Here is a 22,616-nt window from a genome sequence, read left to right on the forward strand (position 1 = left end):
ACAAGCGGGCGCCTACCATGGTGCGCGTGCCGAATCTGACCCGCGCCGAGTCGATCTCCGCCCTGCGCAACCCCCTCGCCTTCCTCGCCGGACGCTGGACGCCCACCCCGCGGACCGTCCAGCGCGCGGCCCTGGCCGCCCTCGTGATGGCGGTCGCCATCGTGGTCACGGGCGGCGCCGTCCGTCTCACCGGCTCCGGGCTCGGCTGCCCGACCTGGCCCAAGTGCACCGAGGAATCCCTCACCACCACTGGCGAGATGGGCCTGCACGGCGTCATCGAGTTCGGCAACCGGATGCTCACCTATGTGCTCTGCGCGGCGGTCGGCTGGGCGATCATCGCCGCCCGCGCGGCGAAGCCGGGGCGCCGGGACCTGACCCGGCTCGGCTGGACGCAGTTCTGGCTGGTGATGGGCAACGCCGTACTCGGCGGAATCGTCGTCCTGGTCGGCCTCAACCCCTACACCGTCGCCTGCCACTTCCTGCTCACCACGGCGCTGATCGCGGTGGCCACGGTGATGTGGCAGCGCACCCGCGAGGGCCAGGCCCCGCCGCGTCCGCTGGTCGGCCCGGCGGTGGTCCAGCTGGTCCGGGTCCTGACCGCCGCGACCGTGGTGCTGATCGCGGTGGGCACCGTGGTCACCGGGGCCGGGCCGCACGCGGGCGACTCCAGCGATGTGGAACGGATGCCGCTGGACTGGGAGACCGTCAGCAAGGTGCACGCGGTCTTCGCCTGGATCGTGGTGACCCTCGCCTTCGCCCTCTGGTTCGTCCTCAAGGCGGTCGACGCCCCCCGGGGCCCGCTGCACCGCACCCGCGACCTCTTCCTGATCCTGCTCGCCCAGGGCGCCATCGGCTACGTCCAGTACTTCACCGACCTGCCCGAGGTGCTGGTCGGGGTGCACATGCTCGGCTCCTGCCTGGTGTGGATCGGGGTCCTCCGGGTCTGCCTCTCGCTGCGGGAGCGCCCCGGCGCCCCGGCGGGGGTGCCCGAGCCCGCGAAGGACGAGGTGCTCGAAGGCGCGGCCGCCGGCTGAGCCGCGGGCCCGGTCCCACCGCTCAGCGGTACGCGGCCACCAGGGCGTCGATCGCCGGGGCCAGAAAGTCCCGGGTGAGCGCGGCCCGCCGCCCGAGCCACGCCCCGTCCGCGCCGTCCTTCCGCACGCCGTCCGCCCCCTCGCCGCGGGACTCGCGCGACTCGGCCTCTCCGTAACGGCGTTCACGGATGTCGGCGAGGACCTCCGCGGGCGCCCCGGCCCCGGCCAGTACGGTCAGCGCCTCCCCCTTGGTGATCAACCGGCCCTCGCGCAGCGCCACCGCGGCCCTCGCGTGGGTCAGCAGGCCGAGGTCGACCCAGATGTCCCGGCGCCACAGCTCCGCCCGGTCCACCGCGGGCCGCCAGTAGTCGCGCTGGTCGCGGACGAGGAAGTCCCGCAGCTCCGCGGGGTCCACCGGGGGCAGCAGGTCCACCGGGCCCGGGCCCTGGAAGACCCGGCCGAAGGCGTGCAGTTCGCGGCGGGTGACCGGGGTGACCGGGCGGTCCAGCAGGCGTTCGTGCGCCCAGGCCGGGTGCGCCAGGTCCGCGTCGGTGAGCCGCTCGCGGTCGAGGTAGCCGCAGTGCAGGCGCGCGGCGAGCGGATGGGTGGCGCGCAGGTTCCGGTGCAGCCGGCGCAGGCGGCTCCGCAGGTCCTGGGTGACCGGCCCGTCGAGGACCGCGATCAGGTCGAGGTCGCTGCGGCCCTCCTGGTAGTCGCCGCCGGCCAGCGAGCCGTGCGCCCAGACGGCGACCGGGCGGACGCCGGTGCGCAGCGCGGTGACGAAGTGGTCGAGGAGCAGCGAGGTGGATACGTCGGGCATGGGCACACTCTCGCGGCTCGGGCACGGGCGTTCCAGACCGCTCGCCGCGGGAAACAAGCCACAGAACGGCGAGAACCGGGCGGCGGCACTGGGCCGCACCCGGTTCTCGTATCCGTCTTCTCGGACCCGTCTTCTCGGGGCCGTGTCTCGCGGGACGGTACCCGAGGGGCCTCAGCCGTTCTTCGGGCCGCCGATCTGGATGCCCGCCATGCGCGACCACTCGTACCGGCCGGTCTTCACCTTGGCCGCGAAGTCGCCGTCGAAGTCCTCGTGCACCTCGATACCGGCCTTCTCCACGGCCTGTTCGGCGATCGCGACGGAGGGGGCGACCAGGGTGCCCCACTCGCCGTCCTGACCGACCAGGGCGATCCGGGCGCCGCGCTCGCCGATGTAGGCGATCTGGCCCTCGGTGCCGCCGTGCTCCTTGGCGAAGGAGCCGATCTGCTTGGCGAGCCTGGCCGCACGGCGCTCGGCGCGTGCCGCCTGCTTACTGTCCTCAGCCTGCTGCGTTTCTGCCATAGCTGGATGCTACCGGCGGGTAGATCATCCCGCGACGGCCCTGCGGCGTGGCCTCGGCCACGTGGGCGGGCCGGTTCAGCGCAGGAAGGGGTCCACCGCGACGGCGACGAAGAGCAGCGAGACGTAGGTGATGGACCAGTGGAAGAGACGCATCTCCTTGAGCTTCGCGCCGGTCAGGCCGCCTTTGGCGCGGTTCTGCAGACCGTGCGCCTCCCAGAGCCACCAGCCGCCGGTGACCAGGGCGACGGTGGTGTAGAACCAGCCGGTGTAGCCGAGCGGGGTGAGCAGCAGCGAGACGAGGACCATCACCCAGCTGTAGAGCACGATCTGCTTGGCGACGACCTTGTTGGAGGCGACCACCGGCAGCATCGGGACGCCGACCCGGGCGTAGTCCTCGCGGACCTTCATGGACAGCGGCCAGTAGTGCGGCGGGGTCCAGAAGAACATCACCAGGAAGAGGACGACCGGGGCCCAGGACATCGAGTCGGTGACCGCGGACCAGCCGATCAGGACCGGCATGCAGCCCGCGATGCCGCCCCAGACGATGTTCTGCGAGGTACGGCGCTTGAGGATCATCGTGTAGACGACCACGTAGAAGAGGAGCGCGCCGAGCGAGAGCCAGGCCGAGAGCCAGTTGACCAGGAGGCCGAACCAGAGGGTGGAGACCACCGCGAGGGCGAGGCCGAAGGCCAGCCCCTCGCGCGGCGAGACCATGCCGGTGACCAGCGGGCGCTGGGCGGTGCGGTCCATCAGCGCGTCGATGTCGCGGTCGATGTACATGTTGAGCGCGTTGGCGCCGCCCGCGGAGAGGTAGCCGCCGAGACAGGTGACGAGGACCAGCCACAGGTCCGGGACGCCCTGTTCGGCCAGGAACATCACGGGGACGGTGGTGATCAGCAGCAGCTCGATGATCCGCGGCTTCGTCAGCGCGACGAAGGCCAGCACACGGGCGCCGAAGGGGCGGCGGCCCGGACGCCGGCCGGCCGTGGTCCTGCCGGCGCGGGGGGCTTCCCCGGCCGCCATGCCCTCAACGGCACGGGCGGTGCCCCCAGGACGGGAATCGACGGCCGTCACGCACACCCCTGACAGAGACAAAATCAAAGCAGGCCCGGCGACGTGAAGTCCCCGTCGAGGCCCGCGCGTACCACGCCACTCTAGACGTTGCCCATACCTCGCCCTCCGCCGGGGTGGCCCGTGTCCGGTGGGGGGAGGGAGGTGAACGGGCAGTGATCACCCTCGCGGGAGCCGGCTCGGACGAGCACTCGACTGAGCGCGCTTTGCCCCAGTTGGGCACCCCTCGGCTGAGCACCGCCGCACCCGTTTGTGAACGGCCCTCAAAGTGCCGGATGCCTTGTCAGGAGGCGGATCCCGGCATCGGCGGGCACTCTGGATTCGCGGGCCGGACCGGGACCGCACGGGCGGTAGGCTCGGCAATGGCCGGTGCGCGTCAAGACCGCCGGCATCCGACTTGTGGAGAGGAGCCCTGACTCAGGGTGAGCACCAAGCCGACCACCACAGACCTTCAGTGGACCGATCTGGACCAGCGGGCGGTGGACACCGTTCGCGTACTGGCAGCGGATGCCGTGCAGAAAGTGGGCAACGGTCATCCCGGGACGGCGATGAGCCTGGCCCCGGCCGCCTACACGCTGTTCCAGAAGGTGATGCGGCACGACCCCGCAGACACCGACTGGACGGGCCGCGACCGGTTCATCCTCTCCGCGGGCCACTCCTCCCTGACCCTCTACATCCAGCTGTACCTGGGCGGGTTCGGGCTCCAGCTGGAGGACCTGGAGTCCTTCCGCACCTGGGGTTCGAGGACGCCGGGCCACCCGGAGTACGGGCACACCCCGGGCGTGGAGACCACCACCGGGCCGCTCGGCCAGGGCGTCGCCAACGCGGTGGGCATGGCGATGGCCGCCCGCTACGAGCGCGGCCTCTTCGACCCGGACGCCGCGCCCGGCACCTCCCCCTTCGACCACTACGTCTACGCGATCGCGGGCGACGGCTGCCTCCAGGAGGGCATCTCCGCGGAGGCCTCCTCGCTGGCCGGCCACCAGAAGCTCGGCAATCTGATCCTGCTGTGGGACGACAACCACATCTCGATCGAGGGCGACACCGAGGCCGCGATCTCCGAGGACACCGTCGCGCGCTACGAGGCCTACGGCTGGCACGTGCAGCGGGTGGAGCCGAAGGCGGACGGCGACCTCGACCCCGAGGCACTGTTCCGCGCGATCGAGGCGGCCAAGGCCGTCACCGACCGCCCGTCCTTCATCGCGATGCGCTCGATCATCGCCTGGCCCGCCCCGAACGCGCAGAACACCGAGGCCGCGCACGGCTCGGCGCTCGGTGACGAGGAGGTCGCGGCGACCAAGCGGGTGCTCGGCTTCGACCCGGAGAAGTCCTTCGAGGTGGGCGAGGAGGTCCTCGCGCACACCCGGGGCCTGCTGGACCGCGGCCGCGAGGCCCGCGCCGAGTGGGAGAAGTCCTTCGCCTCCTGGCGCACCGCCAACCCCGAGCACGCCGCGCGCTTCGACCGGATCGCCGCGGACGAGCTGCCCGAGGGCTGGGAGAAGGAGCTGCCGGTCTTCGAGACGGGCAAGTCGCTGGCCACCCGCGCCGCCTCCGGCAAGGTGCTCCAGGCCCTCGGCCCGGTCGTGCCGGAGCTGTGGGGCGGCAGCGCCGACCTCGCGGGCTCCAACAACACGACGATCGACAAGACCTCGTCGTTCCTGCCCGCGGGCAACCCGCTGCCGGGCGCCAGTCCGTACGGCCGCACCATCCACTTCGGTATCCGCGAGCACGCGATGGCCGCCTCCATGAACGGCATCGCGCTGCACGGGAACACCCGTATCTACGGCGGCACCTTCCTGGTGTTCTCCGACTACATGCGCAACGCGGTACGCCTCTCCGCGCTGATGCACGCGCCGGTCACCTACGTCTGGACGCACGACTCGATCGGCCTCGGCGAGGACGGCCCGACCCACCAGCCGGTGGAGCAGCTGGCCTCGCTGCGCGCCATCCCGGGCCTGAACGTCGTCCGCCCCGCCGACGCCAACGAGACCGCGCTCGCCTGGCGGGAGATCCTGCGCCGCCACACCAAGGTGTACGGCAAGGGGGCCCCGCACGGCCTGGTCCTCACCCGCCAGGGCGTGCCCACCTACGAGCCCGACGAGCGCACCGCCAAGGGCGGCTACGTCCTCCAGGAGGCCGAGGACAAGGACGGGCAGACCGTCGAACCGCAGGTGGTGCTCATCGGCACCGGCTCCGAGGTGCAGCTCGCGGTCGGCGCGCGCGAGCAGCTGCAGGCCCAGGGCGTGCCCGCCCGGGTGGTCTCGATGCCGTCCGTGGAGTGGTTCGAGGAGCAGGACCAGGCCTACCGGGACTCGGTGCTGCCGCCGTCGGTGCGGGCCCGGGTCGCGGTCGAGGCGGGCGTGGCCCTGACCTGGTACCGCTTCGTCGGGGACGCGGGCCGGATCGTCTCCCTGGAGCACTTCGGTGCCTCGGCGGACGGCAAGGTCCTCTTCGAGGAGTTCGGGTTCACCGCCGAGGCCGTCGTCGCCGCCGCGCGGGAATCCCTCGACGCCGCAGGACGCTGACGCGAGCAGACGGCAACCGAGCCGTCGGTCCTCGCGTCCACCGGGGCGCACGAAGCGGTGCGCCCGCCGAGCTGAACAAGCAGACGAAGCAGGAGATGCAATTTCCATGACAGACGCACTCAAGCGCCTCTCCGAGGAGGGCGTCGCGATCTGGCTGGACGACCTGTCGCGCAAGCGGATCACGTCCGGCAACCTCGCCGAACTGATCGACCAGCAGCACGTCGTGGGTGTCACCACCAATCCGTCGATCTTCCAGAAGGCGATCTCCGCCGGGGACGGCTACGAGACCCAGGTCGCCGACCTCGCGGCCCGCAGGGTCACCGTCGAGGAAGCCCTCCGCATGATCACCACGGCGGACGTCCGGGACGCCGCCGACATCCTGCGCCCGGTCCACGAGGCGACCGGCGGCCAGGACGGCCGGGTCTCCATCGAGGTCGACCCGCGCCTCGCGCACGACACCCGGGCCACCGTCGCCGAGGCCAAGCAGCTGGCCTGGCTGGTGGACCGGCCGAACACCCTGATCAAGATCCCGGCGACCGAGGCGGGCCTGCCCGCGATCACCGAGGTCATCGGCCGGGGCATCAGCGTCAACGTCACGCTGATCTTCTCCCTGGAGCGCTACCGGGCCGTCATGGACGCCTACCTGGCGGGCCTGGAGAAGGCGAAGGCCGCGGGGCTCGACCTCGCCACGATCTACTCGGTGGCCTCCTTCTTCGTCTCCCGGGTCGACTCCGAGATCGACAAGCGCCTCGGCGCGCTCGGCACCGACGAGGCGAAGGCGCTGCGCGGCAAGTCCGCCGTCGCCAACGCCCGCCTCGCCTACCAGGCCTATGAGGAGGTCTTCGGCTCCGCCGACGGCTCGACGGCCGCCCCCGGCCGCTGGGCCGCCCTGGAGAAGGCGGGCGCCAACCGCCAGCGCCCGCTGTGGGCCTCGACCGGCGTGAAGGACCCGGCGTACAAGGACACCCTGTACGTGGACGACCTGGTCGCGCCCGGCACCGTCAACACCATGCCGGAGGCCACCCTGGAGGCGACCGCGGAGCACGGCTCCATCACGGGCGACACCGTCCGGGGCACCTACCAGCAGGCCCGGGCCGATCTCGACGCCGTCGAGAAGCTGGGCATCTCCTACGACGAGGTGGTGCTGCTCCTGGAGAAGGAGGGCGTCGAGAAGTTCGAGTCCTCGTGGAACGACCTGCTCAAGTCGACCGAGGCAGAGCTCAAGCGCCTCGCGCCCTCGGAGGGCTGACACCTTGTCATCTGCGCACGAAGCGAATCCGCTTCGTGATCCCGCGGACCGGCGGCTCCCGCGTATCGCGGGGCCGTCGGGTCTGGTGATCTTCGGGGTCACGGGCGATCTGTCCCGCAAGAAACTGATGCCCGCGGTCTACGACCTGGCCAACCGCGGACTGCTGCCGCCCGGCTTCGCCCTCATCGGCTTCGCCCGCCGCGACTGGGCGGACGAGGACTTCGCCCAGATCGTGCACGACGCCGTCAAGGAGCACGCCCGCACCCCCTTCCGCGAGGAGGTCTGGCAGCAGCTGCTGCAAGGGATGCGGTTCGTCCAGGGCGACTTCGACGACGACGCCGCATTCGAGCAGCTGGGCGCCACCATCCAGGACCTGGACAAGGCGCAGGGCACCGGTGGCAACTTCGCCTTCTACCTCTCCGTACCGCCGAAGTTCTTCCCCAAGGTCGTCCAGCAGCTCAAGAAGCACGGGCTGGCCGACGAGCAGAACGGCTCCTGGCGGCGCGCGGTCATCGAGAAGCCCTTCGGGCACGACCTGGCCTCCGCGAAGGAACTCAACGCGATCGTGCACGAGGTCTTCGCCCCGGACCAGGTCTTCCGGATCGACCACTACCTCGGCAAGGAGACCGTCCAGAACATCCTGGCGCTCCGCTTCGCCAACACCCTCTTCGAGCCGATCTGGAACCGGTCCTACGTCGACCACGTGCAGATCACCATGGCCGAGGACATCGGCATCGGCGGCCGCGCCGGGTACTACGACGGCATCGGCGCCGCCCGCGACGTCATCCAGAACCACCTGCTCCAGCTGCTCGCGCTGACCGCGATGGAGGAGCCCGCCTCCTTCGACGCGGCCTCGCTGGCGGCGGAGAAGACCAAGGTGCTGCGCGCGGTCCGGCTGCCCAAGGACCTCGGCTCCGCCACCGTGCGCGCCCAGTACGCGGCGGGCTGGCAGGGCGGCGAGAAGGTGATCGGCTACCTCCAGGAGGAGGGCATCGACGCCAAGTCGAAGACCGACACCTACGCGGCCGTCCGGCTCGGCATCGACAACCGCCGCTGGGCGGGCGTGCCCTTCTATCTGCGCACCGGCAAGCGCCTCGGCCGCCGGGTCACCGAGATCGCGGTGGTCTTCCAGCGCGCGCCGCACTCCCCCTTCGACTCCACCGCCACCGAGGAACTGGGGCAGAACGCCCTGGTCATCCGGGTGCAGCCGGACGAGGGCGTGACCCTGCGCTTCGGCTCGAAGGTGCCGGGCACCTCGATGGAGGTGCGGGACGTCTCGATGGACTTCGCGTACGGCGAGTCCTTCACGGAGTCCAGCCCCGAGGCGTACGAGCGGCTGATCCTCGATGTGCTGCTCGGCGACTCGAACCTCTTCCCGCGCACGGAGGAGGTGGAGCTGTCCTGGGAGATCCTCGACCCGATCGAGCAGTTCTGGGACCGGTCCGGCAAGCCCGCGCAGTACCCCGCGGGCACCTGGGGCCCCGTCGAGGCGGACGAAATGCTCGAACGAGACGGACGGAGCTGGCGTCGGCCATGAAGATCGACCTCACGGACACCACGGCCAGCAAGATCAACAAGGCGCTGGTGCAGGGCCGCCGCGCCATCGGCACCCCTGCCGTCGGCATGGTGCTCACCCTGGTCATCGTCACCGACGAGGAGAACGCCTACGACGCGATGCGCGCCGCGGGCGAGGCCTCGCGCGAACACCCCTCCCGAACCCTCGTCGTCATCCGCCGCGTCTCGCGCACGCCCCGGGACCGTACGAGCTCCCGGCTCGACGCGGAGGTGCGGGTCGGCGCCGACGCGGGCACCGGCGAGACCGTGGTGGTCCGGCTGTACGGCGAGGTGGTGGGCCACGCGCAGTCGGTGGTGCTTCCGCTGCTGCTGCCGGACGCCCCGGTGGTGGTCTGGTGGCCGGTCAACGCGCCGCTCGACCCCGCGCAGGACCCGCTCGGCAAGCTCGGCCAGCGCCGGGTGACCGACACCTACGCCGCCGAGCAGCCCATCGAGGAGCTGACCGCGCGCTCGGAGGCCTACACCCCCGGGGACACCGACCTCGCCTGGACCCGGATCACGCCCTGGCGCTCGATGATCGCCGCCGCGCTGGACCAGGTGAACTGCACGGTGACCTCGGTCGTCGTGGAGGGCGAGGAGTTCAACCCGAGCTGTGAGCTGCTCGCCATGTGGCTCGCGGAGCGCCTCGGCGTACCGGTGGAGCGCACCCTCTCGCCGGGCCCCGGACTGACCGCGGTGCGGATGGAGACGGACTGCGGGCCGGTCGCGCTCGACCGCGCCGACGGCTCGCTCGCCACCCTCTCGGTGCAGGGCCAGCCGGAGCGGGCGGTGGCCCTCAAGCGGCGGGAAACCGCCGAGCTGATCGCCGAGGAGCTGCGCAGGCTCGACCCGGACGACACCTACGCGGCGGCGCTGAGCTTCGGCGTGGAGCACCTCTACGACGCGACCGGTGCGCCGGTGCGCGAGCCCGGTTCCGAGGCCCGGGAGACCGCCGGGCCGGACGGGGAGCAGACCGGCTCCGGCGCCGCGGAGAAGAGCGCGCCGGCGAAGAAGGCCCCCGCCAAGAAGGCCCCGGCGAAGAAGGCGACGGCGAAGTGAGCGCACCGCAGCTCGTCGTCCACCGCGACAAGGAGCTGATGGCCCAGGCCGCGGCGGCCCGGCTGATCACCCGGATCGTGGACGCCCAGTCCTCCCGCGGCACCGCCTCGGTGGTGCTGACGGGAGGGCGCAACGGCAACGGCCTGCTCGCCGCGCTCGGCGCCTCGAAGGCCCGGGACGCGATCGACTGGTCCCGGCTCGACCTGTGGTGGGGCGACGAGCGCTTCCTGCCCGAGGGCGACCCGGAGCGCAACGCCACCCAGGCCCGCGAGGCGCTGCTCGACGCGGTGCCGCTCGACCCGGGACGGGTGCACACCATGCCCGCCTCGGACGGGGCGCACGCGGATGTGGACGCCGCGGCCGAGGCCTACGCCCGCGAGCTCGCGGCGGCGGCCGGCCCCGAGGACCACTCGGGGGTGCCCGGCTTCGACGTGCTGCTGCTCGGCGTCGGTCCGGACACCCATGTCGCCTCGCTCTTCCCGGAGTTGCCCGGGGTCCGCGAGCGGGAGCGCACGGTGGTCGGGGTGCACGGCGCGCCCAAGCCGCCGCCGCTGCGGGTCTCGCTGACCCTGCCCGCGATCCGGGCGGCCCGCGAGGTGTGGCTGCTCGCGGCGGGCGATGACAAGGCGAACGCGGCGGCCATCGCGCTCTCCGGCGCGGGCGAGATCCAGGCCCCCGCCGCGGGCGCCCGGGGCCGCGCCCGCACCCTGTGGCTGCTCGACCGGGCGGCGGCCTCCCAACTCCCGGTGGAGCTGCGGCCCCCGGCGGTCGCCTGAGCCCGGGGCCCCCGGCCCGCGAAGAGGCCCGTACCGCGGTGGCGGTACGGGCCTCAGGCGGCTTCGGCCAAGCGGTAGTGGCTGCCGTCCCGTTCGCGGACGAGGAGGCCCTCGATGACGCAGTGGCGCCGCAGGGCCGCGGTGTCGTCGTGCACCTCGGCGAAGGCCTCGTTGATCTCCCGCTCGGTGTAACTGCGGTCGGCGGCGAAGAACTTGGCCGTCAGGTGGACGAGGAGTTCATGGCGGACCGCGGGCCGTACCGGGATGGCGGTCAGGCGGCCGCGGGCGAAGAAGCCGACCAGGGCCCGGGGCACCTCGGGTCTCGGCTCCGCGGGGCGGACCCGCCGGAAGACCTCCGGGTCGGCGGTGAGGCTCCCGTCCTCCTGCCGCTGGACCAGACCGCTCTGCAGCAGCCGGGCGAGCGGGCGCCGCACCTGCTCGACCTCGCGGGGCGCGAGCTGCCCGAGCACGATCCGCGCGTACAGCCGCTGGCGTTCGGGGTCCGCGAGCGCGGCCAGCAGGTGGTCCATGGGTCTCTCCTCGGGAGTCGGGGGGTGCCCGCGCAGTCTTGTCCACGCGGGCGGCTCCCGCATCCCCATTACGGGCGGCGCGGGCGCGGGAACGGGCGCTGTCCGCGCGCCCCCGCGCCCTGCCGCGTGCGGGTCAACGCCCCCGGTACTGGCGGTACTTGGCGACCAGTGCCCGGGTGGAGGGGTCCAGGCCCGGCACCTCGGCGCCCTCGGTGAGCGCGGGCTCGATGCGCTTGGCGAGGACCTTGCCCAGCTCGACGCCCCACTGGTCGAAGGAGTCGATGTTCCAGATCGCGCCCTGTACGAAGACCTTGTGCTCGTAGAGGGCGACCAGCTGCCCGAGCACCGAGGGGGTGAGCTTCCCGGCCAGGATGGTGGTGGTGGGGTGGTTGCCCCGGAAGGTCTTGTGCGGGACGAGTTCCTCGGGGGTGCCCTCGGCGCGTACCTCCTCGGGGGTCTTGCCGAAGGCGAGCGCCTGGGTCTGGGCGAAGAAGTTGGCCATCAGCAGGTCGTGCTGGGCGATCAGCCCGGGCTGGAGGTCGTGCACCGGGTTGGCGAAGCCGATGAAGTCCGCGGGGATCAGCTTGGTGCCCTGGTGGATCAACTGGTAGTAGGCGTGCTGCCCGTTGGTGCCCGGAGTGCCCCAGACGACCGGTCCGGTCTGCCAGTCGACCGGCTCGCCCGCGCGGTCCACGGACTTGCCGTTGGACTCCATGTCGAGCTGCTGGAGGTAGGCGGTGAACCGCGAGAGGTAGTGCGAGTAGGGCAGTACGGCGTGCGACTGGGCGTCGTGGAAGTTGCCGTACCAGATGCCGAGCAGACCCAGCAGGAGCGGGGCGTTGGCCTCGGGGGGCGCGGTGCGGAAGTGCTCGTCGACCAGGTGGAAGCCGTCGAGCATCTCGCGGAAGCGCTCGGGGCCGATGGCGATCATCAGCGCGAGGCCGATCGCCGAGTCGTAGGAGTAGCGGCCGCCGACCCACTCCCAGAACTCGAACATGTTGTCCGTGTCGATGCCGAAGGCGGCCACCTTCTCGGCATTGGTGGACAGCGCCACGAAGTGCTTGGCCACGGCCTCCTGACCGGCCCGCAGCTCGGTGAGCAGCCAGTCCCGGGCGGAGGTGGCGTTGGTGATCGTCTCGATGGTGGTGAAGGTCTTCGAGGCGATGACGAAGAGGGTCTCGGCGGGGTCCAGGTCGCGGACGGCCTCGTGGAGGTCGGCGCCGTCGACGTTGGAGACGAAACGCACCGTCAGCGCGCGGTCGGTGAAGGAGCGCAGCACCTCGTAGGCCATGGCGGGGCCGAGGTCGGAGCCGCCGATGCCGATGTTGACGACATTGCGGATCGGCCGCCCGGTGTGGCCGGTCCACTCGCCGCCCCGGACCCGGTCGGCGAAGGCGCTCATCCGGTCGAGGACGGCGTGCACCTCGGGCACCACATCGGCGCCGTCCACCTCGATCACCGCGTCCCGCGGGGCCCTGAGCGCGGTGTGCAGCACCGCCCGGTCCTCGGTGGTGTTGATCTTCTCGCCGCGGAACATCGCGTCCCTGAGGGCGAACACCCCGGTGGCCTCGGCCAGTTCCCGCAGCAGCCGCAGGGTCTCGTCGGTCACCAGGTGCTTGGAGTAGTCCAGGTGCAGATCGCCGACCTGGAGGGTGTACGCGTCCCCGCGCCCGGGGTGCGCGGCGAACAGCTCCCGCAGCCGCACCTCCCCCAGCTCCTGCCGGTGCTTGTCCAGCGCCTGCCACGCGGCGGTCCGGTCGAGCCGGGAAGGGCTTGTTGCGTTCATACGGGCTTCCGCCTTCTCTCGTCCTTGCGTACGTCGTGCCCCGCCGCTCCAACCTAATTGATCAGAGCGGGCGGCGGCGGACCGCAGGGCGGAGCCGGTGCCCGGGGCACGCGCGCGGCGGAACGGACGCGCCCCAGCGGTGCCGTCCCGCGCGCGGCCCGTGGTCAGGCCGCCGTCAGGACCCGTGAAAACACCGCGGGCCGGGCGCACTTGGGCACCCGGCCGGCATTCTCAGATCTCGCCCCGCAGCTTGGCGAGGGCCTCGGCGAGGATCGCCTCGCCGTCCTCGTCGCTGCGCCGCTCCCGTACGTACGCGAGGTGCGTCTTGTACGGCTCGGTGCGCGGCGGGTCCGGCGGGTTCTCGCGGTCCTGCCCGGCCGGGAAGCCGCAGCGCGTGCAGTCCCAGGTGTCGGGCACGGTCGCGTCACTGGCGAAGCTGGGCTGGGTCTCGTGTCCGTTGGAGCACCAGAAGGAGATGCGCGCCCGGGGCGCGGACTCACCGCGCTCGGCCTCGCCCATCGGCCCCGCCCCGACCCGGCTTCCCCGGATCGCGTTGCCACTTGCCACGGTCGTAACTCCCTGCGTGAAGTGCTGCACTGCGTCGGCAGCGGCTGTGCCGCGAGGGACGACCCCCCTCCGCTGCGGCGCCTGAAGTCTGCGTAAGGCTCAACCCGCGTCCGGTGAGGGGAGAGAACGGCCCCGGCGGACACGCAAGCCCCATGATAGGCCGCGCTCGCGAGCGCGTACCCGGCATGGGGCCGGCGTCAGGTCATACGGCACGGTGGTGCACGTCAGTTGTTGACCTTCATCAGCAACCCGAGCACGACAATGCACGCGAACCACAGCAGACCGACCACGACCGTGATCCGGTCGAGGTTGCGCTCGGCGACCGAGGAGCCGCCGACGGACGACTGCATACCGCCACCGAACATGTCGGAGAGGCCGCCGCCCTTGCCCTTGTGCATCAGCACAAGCAGCATCAGCAGCAGGCTGAAGACGATAAGGGCGATCGAGAACCCCAATTCCACGGCTGGACTCCCTTTCCGGGGCATTCCCCCGGATCTGTACGGACAGCGGGGCCGGACTCAGGTGCTCCGGCCCCGCAAGAGTACGACGGAACTGCGCTAGCGCATACTCACTGGTCGCGGAAGCGCACGATCTTGACGAACTCGTCCGCGTCCAGTGCGGCGCCGCCCACCAGGGCACCGTCCACGTCGGGCTGCGCCATGATCGCGGCCACATTGCCCGACTTGACCGAGCCGCCGTACTGGATCCGCACCTTCTGGGCCAGCTCCGGCGAGTACAGCTTGGCCAGGGAGTCGCGGATCGCCCCGCAGACCTCCTGGGCGTCCTCGGGGGTGGCGACCTCGCCGGTGCCGATCGCCCAGACCGGCTCGTAGGCGATGACCACGGACTCGGCCTGCTCGGCGGGGACGTCCTTCAGTCCGCCCTCGACCTGGGCGAGGGTGTGCGCGACCTGGTTGCCGGCCTTGCGGACCTCCAGGCCCTCGCCCACGCACATGATCGGGGTGAGGCCGTGCTTGAAGGCGGCCTTGACCTTGGCGTTGACGATCTCGTCGGTCTCGTCGTGGTACTGGCGGCGCTCCGAGTGGCCGATGGCCACATAGGTGCACTTCAGCTTGGCGAGCATCGGGCCGGAGATCTCGCCGGTGTAGGCGCCGGAGTCGTGCGCGGAGACGTCCTGGGCACCGTACTTGATCTTCAGCTTGTCGCCGTCGACCAGGGTCTGCACCGAGCGCAGGTCGGTGAACGGCGGCAGGACGGCGACCTCGACGGCCTCGTAGTCCTTGTCCGCGAGCGCGAAGGCGAGCTTCTGGACGTGGGCGATGGCCTCCAGGTGGTTGAGGTTCATCTTCCAGTTGCCCGCCATCAGCGGCGTACGGGTCTCACTCATCAGGTGTTCAGTCCTTTAGTGCGGCGAGGCCGGGGAGCGTCTTGCCCTCGAGGTATTCGAGGCTGGCGCCGCCGCCGGTCGAGATGTGGCCGAAGGCATTCTCGTCGAAGCCGAGCAGGCGCACGGCCGCGGCCGAGTCACCGCCGCCGACGACGGTGAAGGCCGGGCTGTCGAGCAGGGCCCGGGCGACCGCCTTGGTGCCCCCGGCGTAGTCCGGGTGCTCGAAGACACCCATCGGGCCGTTCCAGAAGACGGTGGCCGCGTCCGCGAGCTTGGCGGCGTACAGCTCCTGCGTCTTCGGGCCGATGTCCAGCCCCTCCTCATCGGCCGGGATGGCGTCCGCGGGGACGGTGGTGGGGTGGGCGGGGGCCTTGGTCTTCAGGTCCGGGAAGTCGGGGGCGACCAGGACATCGACGGGGAGCACGAACTCCACGCCGCGCTCCTTCGCCCGGTCCAGATAGTCCCGGCAGGCCGGTACCTGGTCCTCCTGGAGCAGCGACTTGCCGACCTCGTGGCCCTGGGCCTTGAGGAAGGTGTAGGCCATGCCGCCGCCGATCAGGATGCGGTCGGCCTTCTCCAGGAGGTGGTCGATCACGCCGAGCTTGTCGGAGACCTTGGCCCCGCCGAGCACGACCGCGTACGGGCGCTTCACGTCCTCGGTGAGCTTCTGCAGGACCTCGACCTCGGCGCCGATCAGATAACCGGCGTAGTGCGGCAGCCGGGCCGGCAGGTCGAGGACCGAGGCGTGCCCCCGGTGCACCGCGCCGAAGCCGTCGCCCACGTACACATCGGCGAGCGCGGCGAGCCGGTCGGCGAACTCGCCGCGCTCGGTGTCGTCCTTGCTGGTCTCGCCCGGGTTGAAGCGCAGGTTCTCGATCACGGCGACCTGTCCCGGCTGCAGGCCGTCGACGGCCGCCTGCGCGGCGGGTCCGGTGGTGTCCTCGGCGAAGGCGACGGGCGCGCCGAGGAGTTCACCGAGCCGCTCGGCGGCGGGCAGCAGCGAGAAGGCCGGGTCGGGCGCGCCCTTGGGGCGGCCGAGGTGGGAGGCGACGACCACCTTCGCGCCCGCCCCGGCGAGCGCCTCGACGGTGGGCAGCACGGCGCGGATGCGGCCGTCGTCGGTGATGGCGCCGTCGGCGAGCGGCACGTTGAGGTCGGCGCGGACGAAGACCCGCTTGCCTTCGACACCCGCGGCGAGAAGTTCGTCGATCGTCTTCACAACTCAACTCCTAGGAGAGCTCTGAGGTCAGGGGGCTGCCCGGCAGGCATGCGCGACAGGGCCCGGGCGTGCTGCCCGAGCCCTGTCGATCACATCGCGGTGCCTGCCGTGTCAGATACGGATCAGAGCTGCTCGCCGACGAAGACCGTGAGGTCGACGAGGCGGTTGGAGTAGCCCCACTCGTTGTCGTACCAGCCGATGATCTTCACCTGGGTGCCCTCGGCCATGGTCAGCGAGGAGTCGAAGGTGCACGACGACGGGTCGGAGACGATGTCCGAGGAGACGATCGGGTCGGTGGTGTAGGTGAGGCGGCCCTTGAGCTCGGCGCTCTCGGAGGCCTTCTGGAAGGCGGCGTTCACCTCGTCCTTGGTGACCTCGCGGTCCAGGGTGACGACCAGGTCGGTGACCGAGCCGGTCGGGACCGGGACGCGCATCGCGATGCCGTCCAGCTTGCCCTTGAGCTGGGGCAGGACCAGCGCGGTGGCCTTGGCGGCACCGGTGGTGGTGGGGATGATGTTCTCGGCGGCGGCGCGGGCGCGGCGCAGGTCCTTGTGCGGGAAGTCCAGGATGCGCTGGTCGTTGGTGTACGCGTGCACCGTCGTCATCAGGCCCTTGACGATGCCGAAGTTCTCGTCGAGGACCTTGGCCATCGGCGCCACGCAGTTGGTGGTGCACGAGGCGTTGGAGATGACGTGGTCCTTCGCCGGGTCGTACTTCTCCTGGTTGACGCCCATCACGATGGTGATGTCCTCGTCCTTGGCCGGAGCCGAGATGAGGACCTTCTTGGCGCCGCCGGCGAGGTGCTTGGCGGCGTCCTCACGCTTGGTGAAGATGCCGGTGGACTCGATCACGATGTCCACGCCCAGCTCGCCCCAGGGGATGTCGGCCGGGTTGCGCTCGGACAGGACCTTGATGGTGTGGCCGCCGACCGTGATGCTGTCCGCGGTGTGCGACACGTCCTCCTTCAGGCGTCCGAGGATGGTGTCGTACTTGAGCAGGTGCGCCGTCGTCGCAGTGTCACCCAGGTCGTTGACAGCCACGATCTCGATGTCCGCACCCTGCTCAAGGAGCGCACGGAAGTAGTTACGCCCGATGCGGCCGAAGCCGTTGATGCCTACGCGGATCGTCACGAACCGATCTCCTCGTTGGTACGCCGGGTTTCGACGCCGGCGAGTTGTATGGGATGTCCCCGACCGCCTCCGACCCTACCTCTCCCGGCTCCCTTCAGTGACATCGAGCCGCCCCGTGAACGGGCCGGCGGCCACTACCCGTGAGTACGGGTGGTGGCCGCCGCGGCGGTGCACTCGAAGGGGGCCGGTCAACGGGGCCGCCGCGTACGCCCTTCGGCGGCTCGCGGCCCCCGCGGTCCGCTCCGTGAACGGTCCTCGGTCAGCCCGCGAGATTGTCCGCGAGCTCCTCGCTCAGATTGGACTCGGTGCCGGGGATCCCGAGGTCCTGGGCCCGCTTGTCGGCCATCGCGAGCAGGCGGCGGATCCGGCCCGCCACCGCGTCCTTGGTCAGCGGCGGATCGGCGAGCGCGCCCAGCTCCTCCAGGGAGGCCTGCTTGTGCTCCATGCGCAGCCGGCCGGCGGCCGCGAGGTGCTCGGGCACCTCCTCGGCGAGGATCTCCAGGGCGCGCTGCACCCGGGCACCGGCGGCGACCGCGGCCCGCGCGGAGCGGCGCAGATTGGCGTCGTCGAAGTTGGCGAGGCGGTTGGCGGTGGCCCGCACCTCGCGGCGCATCCGCCGCTCCTCCCAGGCGAGCACCGACTCATGGGCGCCGAGGCGGGTGAGCAGGGCCCCGATGGCGTCGCCGTCGCGGACCACCACCCGGTCGACGCCGCGCACCTCGCGGGCCTTGGCGCCGATGGAGAGCCGGCGGGCCGCGCCGACCAGGGCGAGGGCGGCCTCCGGTCCCGGGCAGGTGACCTCCAGCGAGGAGGAGCGGCCCGGCTCGGTGAGCGAGCCGTGCGCGAGGAAGGCCCCGCGCCAGGCGGCCTCGGCGTCACAGGTGGCCCCCGAGACCACCTGCGGGGGCAGCCCGCGGATCGGGCGGCCCCGGCCGTCGACGAGTCCGGTCTGCCGGGCCAGCTGGTCACCGCCGGCGACCACCCGTACGACATAGCGTGAGCCGCGGCGCAGTCCGCCGGGGGCCATCACGATCAGTTCGGAGCTGTGCCCGAAGATCTCCAGGATGTCGCGCTTGAGCCGCCGGGCCGCCATCGCGGTGTCCAGCTCCGCCTCGATCACGATGCGGCCGCTGACGAGGTGCAGCCCGCCCGCGAAGCGCAGGATCGCCGAGACCTCCGCCTTTCTGCAGCAGGTCCGGGTGACGGGGAGCCGGGAGACCTCGTCCTTGACCTCTGCCGTCATCGCCATGGGCCGATCCTTCCATGCATCCGGAAAATACGGTCGTACGCGGCGGCCAGCAGCTCCGGGTCGTGCCTCGGGCTGCCGTCGGTCCGGGCCACCGGAGCCAGTTCGACCGCGGCGCCGAAGCTCTTGGCGGCTTCGGTCAGCACCTCGCGGTCGGGCACGGCGGCCTCGTCGGCCAGCACCACGTCGAGGGCGAGTTTAGGGGCGTGTCGGCCCAAAACCTCCAAATGACGCTGCGGGGAGAAGCCCTCGGTTTCGCCGGGTTGGGGCGCGAGGTTCAGCGAGAGCACCCGGCGCGCCTTGGTGCGGGTCAGGGCCTCCAGCAGTTCGGGCACGAGCAGGTGCGGGATCACCGAGGAGAACCAGGATCCGGGGCCGAGAACCACCCAGTCGGCGTCAAGCACCGCCGCGACGGCCTCCGGTACGGCGGGCGGGTCCTCGGGCACCAGGTGCACGGACTGCACCTCGCCGCGGGTGAGCGCCACGGTGGCCTGCCCGCGGACGGTCTCCACCTCCTCGGGGCGCGCGGGGTCGTGCCCGCGCACCAGGGCCTGGAGTTCGAGGGGGACCGCGGACATCGGAAGGACCCGGCCGTGTGCGCCGAGCAGGGTGCCGACCAGGTCGAGGGCCTGGACGTGGTCGCCGAGCTGCTCCCACAGGGCGACGATCAGCAGATTGCCGACCGCGTGGTCGTGCAGCTCGCCCTGGGAGTGGAAGCGGTGCTGGATGACCCGGGCCCAGGTCTGGCCCCAGTCGTCGTCGCCGCACAGCGCGGCCAGCGCCTTGCGCAGGTCGCCCGGGGGCAGCACGCCCAGCTCGTCGCGGAGCCGCCCGCTGGAGCCGCCGTCGTCGGCGACGGTGACCACGGCGGTCAGGTCCCCGGTGATGCGGCGCAGGGCGGCGAGCGAGGCGGAGAGCCCCATCCCGCCGCCGAGGGCGACCACCTTCGGCTGGGTGCCGCGGCGGCTGGCCCGGCGTGCGCGGCCGGTCCGTGCCGCCGGTACGGCGGGGGTCTCCCGGAGCATTCTGCGCAGCCGGGAAGTGCTCGATGTCATTCGCGTCCCATGTCCCGGTGGACGACGACGGTCTCCACACCTTCGGTGGCGAGTCGGGCGGCGAGCTTCTCCGACATGGCGACGGACCGGTGCTTGCCACCTGTGCAGCCGACCGCGATCGTCACATAGCGCTTGCCCTCGCGGCGGTACCCCGCGGCGATGAGCTGGAGCAGCTCGGTGTACCGGTCGAGGAACTCCTTGGCACCGGGCTGGTTGAAGACATACCCCGACACCTCCTCGTTGAGTCCGGTGAACGGCCGCAGCTCCGGCACCCAGTGCGGGTTGGGCAGGAAGCGGCAGTCCACCACGAGGTCGGCGTCGACGGGCAGCCCGTACTTGTAGCCGAAGGACATGACGGTGGCCCGCAGTTCGGGCTCCTCCTCGCCCGCGAACTGGGCGTCGAGTTTGGCCCGCAGCTCGTGGACGTTGAGGCTGGAGGTGTCGATCACCAGGTCGGCGTCGCCGCGCAGTTCGCGCAGCAGCTCGCGCTCGGCCTCGATGCCGTCGACGATGCGGCCCTCGCCCTGCAGCGGGTGCGGGCGGCGCACCGACTCGAAGCGGCGCACCAGGGCCTCGTCGGAGGACTCCAGGAAGACGATCCGGCGGGTGACGTGCCGGGTCTCCAGATCGGCGAAGGATTCGCGCAGATTGTCGAAGAAGCGTCTGCCGCGCACGTCGACGACGACGGCGATCCGGGCGACGTTGCCCTGCGAGCGGGCGCCGAGCTCGACCATGGTCGGGATCAGCGCGGGCGGCAGGTTGTCGACGACGAACCAGCCCAGGTCCTCCAGACACTTGGCCGCGGTGGAGCGGCCCGCCCCGGACATGCCGGAGATGATCACCAGCTCGGGGATGACCGGTTCGGTGCCCGCCTCGGGCGCCTGCTGCCGGTCGTCGGCCGGGCCGGGCGCCGGTGCGGTGCCGGTCTGCTGTGTCTCGTGCTCGCTCATGATTCCTGCCCCCGTTGTCGGTCGGTGAGGTCCGCGGTGTCCGGAGCGGGGCCGTGGTCGGGGACCGTCGCGGTCCCCGGCTCCCGCTCCGCGACCCAGTCTTGCGCCTCCGCGGACTCCTCGCTGTCCATGATCTCTCCGGTGGCGGTGTTCACGGCGGGCGCGGAGGGTGCCGAGCCGGCCAGGGCGGCGGCGATGGTCTCGGCCGTCTTGCGGCCGACGCCGGGCACCTCGCAGATCTGCTCGATGGTCGCGGCCCGCAGCTTCTTCACCGAGCCGAAGTGCTTGACCAGCGCCTGCTTGCGGGCCTCGCCGAGCCCCGGCACCGCGTCGAGCGGTCCGGACCGCAGCCGCTTGGTGCGCTTCTTGCGCTGGTAGGTGATCGCGAACCGGTGCGCCTCGTCGCGCACCCGCTGGAGAAGGTACAGCCCCTCGCTGGTGCGCGGCAGGATCACCGGATCCCCCTCGCCCGGCACCCAGACCTCCTCCAGGCGCTTGGCGAGTCCGCAGACCGCGATGTCGTCGATGCCCAGCTCGCCCAGGGCCTTGGCCGCGGCGGCGACCTGGGGCGCGCCGCCGTCGACGACGACCAGCTGCGGCGGGTAGGCGAAGCGCCGGGGGCGGCCGTCCTCCTCGCGGGGGCCCGCGGCCTGCTCGCCCTCCGGCTCCTCGCCGTCGACCCACTCCCCCGTCCGCTCCTTCTCGGCCAGGTACCGGCGGAAGCGGCGGGCGACGACCTCGTGCATGGAGCGGACGTCGTCCTGCCCCTCGCCGTGCCAGACCTGGGTGTCCCCGACCCGGCCCTTGATCTGGAAGCGGCGGTACTCGCTCTTGCGGGCGAGGCCGTCCTCGAAGACGACCATGGAGGCCACCACGTCCTCGCCCTGCAGGTGCGAGATGTCGTAGCACTCGATGCGCAGCGGGGCGCTGTCCAGGCCGAGCGCCTCGGCGATCTCCTCCAGGGCGCGGGAGCGGGTGGTGAGGTCGGAGGCGCGCTTGGTCTTGTGCAGACCGAGCGCCTGGAGGGCGTTGCGCTCCACGGTCTCCATCAGCGCCTTCTTGTCGCCGCGCTGCGGGACGCGCAGCGAGACCTGCGAGCCGCGCCGCCCGGAGAGCCACTCCTGCACCGGCTCGACCGGTTCGGGCAGCGCCGGGACGAGCACCTCCTTGGGTACGGCGTCGCCGCGCTCCTCGCCGTAGAGCTGCTGGAGGGCGTGCTCGACGAGGTCGGCGGTGGTGACGGCCTCGACCTTGTCGGTGACCCAGCCGCGCTGGCCGCGCACCCGGCCGCCGCGGACGTGGAAGATCTGCACGGCGGCTTCGAGTTCGTCCTCGCTGACCGCGATGAGGTCGGCGTCGGTGGCGTCGGCGAGGACGACGGCGTTCTTCTCCATCGCCTTGCGCAGGGCTTCTATGTCGTCGCGCAGCCGCGCCGCGCGTTCGTACTCCATGTCCTCGGCGGCCTCGGTCATCCGCGCCTCCAGGCGGCGGATGTAGGTGCCGGTGCGTCCGGCCATGAAGTCGCAGAACTCCTCGGCGAGTTCGCGGTGCTCCTCGGCGTCGACGCGGCCGACGCAGGGCGCCGCGCACTTGCCGATGTAGCCGAGCAGGCAGGGGCGGTCGGTGCGCACCGCGTTCTTGAACACCCCGGCGGAGCAGGTGCGGACCGGGAAGACCCGCAGCAGCAGGTCGACGGTGTCCCGGATCGCCCAGGCGTGGCCGTACGGACCGAAGTAGCGCACGCCCTTCTTCTTCTGGCCGCGCATCACCTGGACCCGGGGGAACTCCTCGTTCAGCGTGACCGCGAGGTACGGATAGCTCTTGTCGTCGCGGTACTTGACGTTGAACCGGGGGTCGAACTCCTTGATCCAGGAGTATTCGAGCTGGAGCGCCTCGACCTCGGTGGAGACGACGGTCCACTCCACGGAGGCGGCGGTGGTGACCATCGTCCTGGTCCGCGGGTGGAGGTGGGCGAGGTCCTGGAAGTAGCTGGCGAGCCGCTGGCGCAGGCTCTTGGCCTTCCCGACGTAGATCACCCTGCGGTGGTCGTCGCGGAAGCGGTAGACCCCCGGGGAGTCGGGGATCTGTCCCGGTTTCGGGCGGTAGCTGGAGGGGTCGGCCATGGTCCACACCCTACGTCCGCGCACCGACGGAGCGGGCCCCCGCGGGCGCCCGCCG

At 71.7% G+C, this 22,616-nt stretch carries 20 protein-coding genes; 6 read left to right on the plus strand and 14 right to left on the minus strand.

Features of this window, described 5'->3' with window-relative positions:
* Positions 1-17 precede the first annotated feature (17 nt).
* Entirely contained in the window at positions 18-1,034 is a 1,017-nt protein-coding gene (locus HFV08_RS08345) for a COX15/CtaA family protein (protein ID WP_168537413.1), read from the plus strand.
* A gap of 22 nt (positions 1,035-1,056) precedes the next feature.
* Here HFV08_RS08345 and HFV08_RS08350 read toward each other — a convergent pair whose 3' ends face one another.
* From HFV08_RS08350 to HFV08_RS08360, 3 genes are all read right to left on the minus strand, one after another.
* Complete coding sequence (locus HFV08_RS08350; protein WP_168537415.1) at positions 1,057-1,854, minus strand: nucleotidyltransferase domain-containing protein; 798 nt, start codon at positions 1,852-1,854, stop codon at positions 1,057-1,059.
* A gap of 171 nt (positions 1,855-2,025) precedes the next feature.
* Positions 2,026-2,373, minus strand: coding sequence for a hypothetical protein (locus HFV08_RS08355; RefSeq protein WP_168537417.1), 348 nt, complete (start codon positions 2,371-2,373; stop codon positions 2,026-2,028).
* Positions 2,374-2,448: 75 nt separating this feature from the next.
* On the minus strand, positions 2,449-3,396 hold the full coding sequence (locus tag HFV08_RS08360; protein ID WP_168537419.1) for a heme o synthase: 948 nt from the start codon (positions 3,394-3,396) through the stop codon (positions 2,449-2,451).
* Positions 3,397-3,866: 470 nt separating this feature from the next.
* Here HFV08_RS08360 and tkt point away from each other — a divergent pair, with 470 nt between their 5' ends.
* From tkt to pgl, 5 genes are all read left to right on the plus strand, one after another.
* Complete coding sequence (tkt, locus tag HFV08_RS08365; protein ID WP_168537421.1) at positions 3,867-5,969, plus strand: transketolase; 2,103 nt, start codon at positions 3,867-3,869, stop codon at positions 5,967-5,969.
* Positions 5,970-6,075: 106 nt separating this feature from the next.
* Positions 6,076-7,218 carry a transaldolase gene (gene tal, locus HFV08_RS08370; RefSeq protein ID WP_168537423.1) on the plus strand — a complete coding sequence of 381 codons (1,143 nt, stop codon included), beginning with the start codon at positions 6,076-6,078 and terminating at the stop codon, positions 7,216-7,218.
* 4 nt (positions 7,219-7,222) lie between these two features.
* Complete coding sequence (zwf, locus tag HFV08_RS08375) at positions 7,223-8,755, plus strand: glucose-6-phosphate dehydrogenase (RefSeq protein ID WP_168537425.1); 1,533 nt, start codon at positions 7,223-7,225, stop codon at positions 8,753-8,755.
* Entirely contained in the window at positions 8,752-9,831 is a 1,080-nt protein-coding gene (opcA, locus tag HFV08_RS08380; RefSeq protein ID WP_168537427.1) for a glucose-6-phosphate dehydrogenase assembly protein OpcA, read from the plus strand. The genes zwf and opcA overlap by 4 nt, the downstream gene beginning before the upstream one ends.
* A complete protein-coding gene (gene pgl / locus HFV08_RS08385; protein ID WP_168537429.1) occupies positions 9,828-10,607 on the plus strand; it encodes a 6-phosphogluconolactonase in 780 nt (259 codons plus the stop codon). Before opcA ends, pgl begins: the two co-directional genes overlap by 4 nt.
* Positions 10,608-10,660: 53 nt before the next feature.
* Here pgl and HFV08_RS08390 read toward each other — a convergent pair whose 3' ends face one another.
* The 11 genes from HFV08_RS08390 to uvrC form a co-directional block, all read right to left on the minus strand.
* The gene (locus HFV08_RS08390) at positions 10,661-11,137 is read right to left on the minus strand and encodes a DUF2087 domain-containing protein (RefSeq protein WP_168537431.1); all 477 of its coding nucleotides are present in this window, start codon (positions 11,135-11,137) and stop codon (positions 10,661-10,663) included.
* A gap of 133 nt (positions 11,138-11,270) precedes the next feature.
* A complete protein-coding gene (gene pgi, locus HFV08_RS08395; RefSeq protein WP_168537433.1) occupies positions 11,271-12,923 on the minus strand; it encodes a glucose-6-phosphate isomerase in 1,653 nt (550 codons plus the stop codon).
* 231 nt (positions 12,924-13,154) lie between these two features.
* Positions 13,155-13,490, minus strand: coding sequence for an RNA polymerase-binding protein RbpA (locus tag HFV08_RS08400; RefSeq protein WP_078845255.1), 336 nt, complete (start codon positions 13,488-13,490; stop codon positions 13,155-13,157).
* A gap of 224 nt (positions 13,491-13,714) precedes the next feature.
* A complete protein-coding gene (gene secG, locus HFV08_RS08405; protein ID WP_186095476.1) occupies positions 13,715-13,951 on the minus strand; it encodes a preprotein translocase subunit SecG in 237 nt (78 codons plus the stop codon).
* 107 nt (positions 13,952-14,058) lie between these two features.
* The gene (gene tpiA, locus HFV08_RS08410) at positions 14,059-14,838 is read right to left on the minus strand and encodes a triose-phosphate isomerase (protein ID WP_168537435.1); all 780 of its coding nucleotides are present in this window, start codon (positions 14,836-14,838) and stop codon (positions 14,059-14,061) included.
* A gap of 7 nt (positions 14,839-14,845) precedes the next feature.
* Entirely contained in the window at positions 14,846-16,057 is a 1,212-nt protein-coding gene (locus tag HFV08_RS08415) for a phosphoglycerate kinase (protein ID WP_168537437.1), read from the minus strand.
* Positions 16,058-16,179: 122 nt separating this feature from the next.
* Positions 16,180-17,187 (minus strand): type I glyceraldehyde-3-phosphate dehydrogenase, encoded by a 1,008-nt coding sequence (gap, locus tag HFV08_RS08420; protein ID WP_168537446.1) that lies wholly within the window; start codon positions 17,185-17,187, stop codon positions 16,180-16,182.
* 259 nt (positions 17,188-17,446) lie between these two features.
* Positions 17,447-18,436: a DNA-binding protein WhiA gene (whiA, locus tag HFV08_RS08425; RefSeq protein ID WP_168537448.1), complete on the minus strand. Its 990-nt coding sequence runs from the start codon at positions 18,434-18,436 to the stop codon at positions 17,447-17,449.
* Entirely contained in the window at positions 18,427-19,488 is a 1,062-nt protein-coding gene (locus HFV08_RS08430; RefSeq protein WP_168537450.1) for a gluconeogenesis factor YvcK family protein, read from the minus strand. The genes whiA and HFV08_RS08430 overlap by 10 nt, the downstream gene beginning before the upstream one ends.
* The gene (gene rapZ, locus HFV08_RS08435; RefSeq protein ID WP_246341605.1) at positions 19,485-20,438 is read right to left on the minus strand and encodes an RNase adapter RapZ; all 954 of its coding nucleotides are present in this window, start codon (positions 20,436-20,438) and stop codon (positions 19,485-19,487) included. Before rapZ ends, HFV08_RS08430 begins: the two co-directional genes overlap by 4 nt.
* Positions 20,435-22,561: an excinuclease ABC subunit UvrC gene (gene uvrC, locus HFV08_RS08440; RefSeq protein WP_168537452.1), complete on the minus strand. Its 2,127-nt coding sequence runs from the start codon at positions 22,559-22,561 to the stop codon at positions 20,435-20,437. The genes rapZ and uvrC overlap by 4 nt, the downstream gene beginning before the upstream one ends.
* Positions 22,562-22,616 lie beyond the last annotated feature (55 nt).

Origin of the sequence: Streptomyces physcomitrii, assembly GCF_012273655.1 — a bacterium.
In the GTDB taxonomy this organism is placed as follows: Bacteria; Actinomycetota; Actinomycetes; order Streptomycetales; family Streptomycetaceae; genus Streptomyces; species Streptomyces physcomitrii.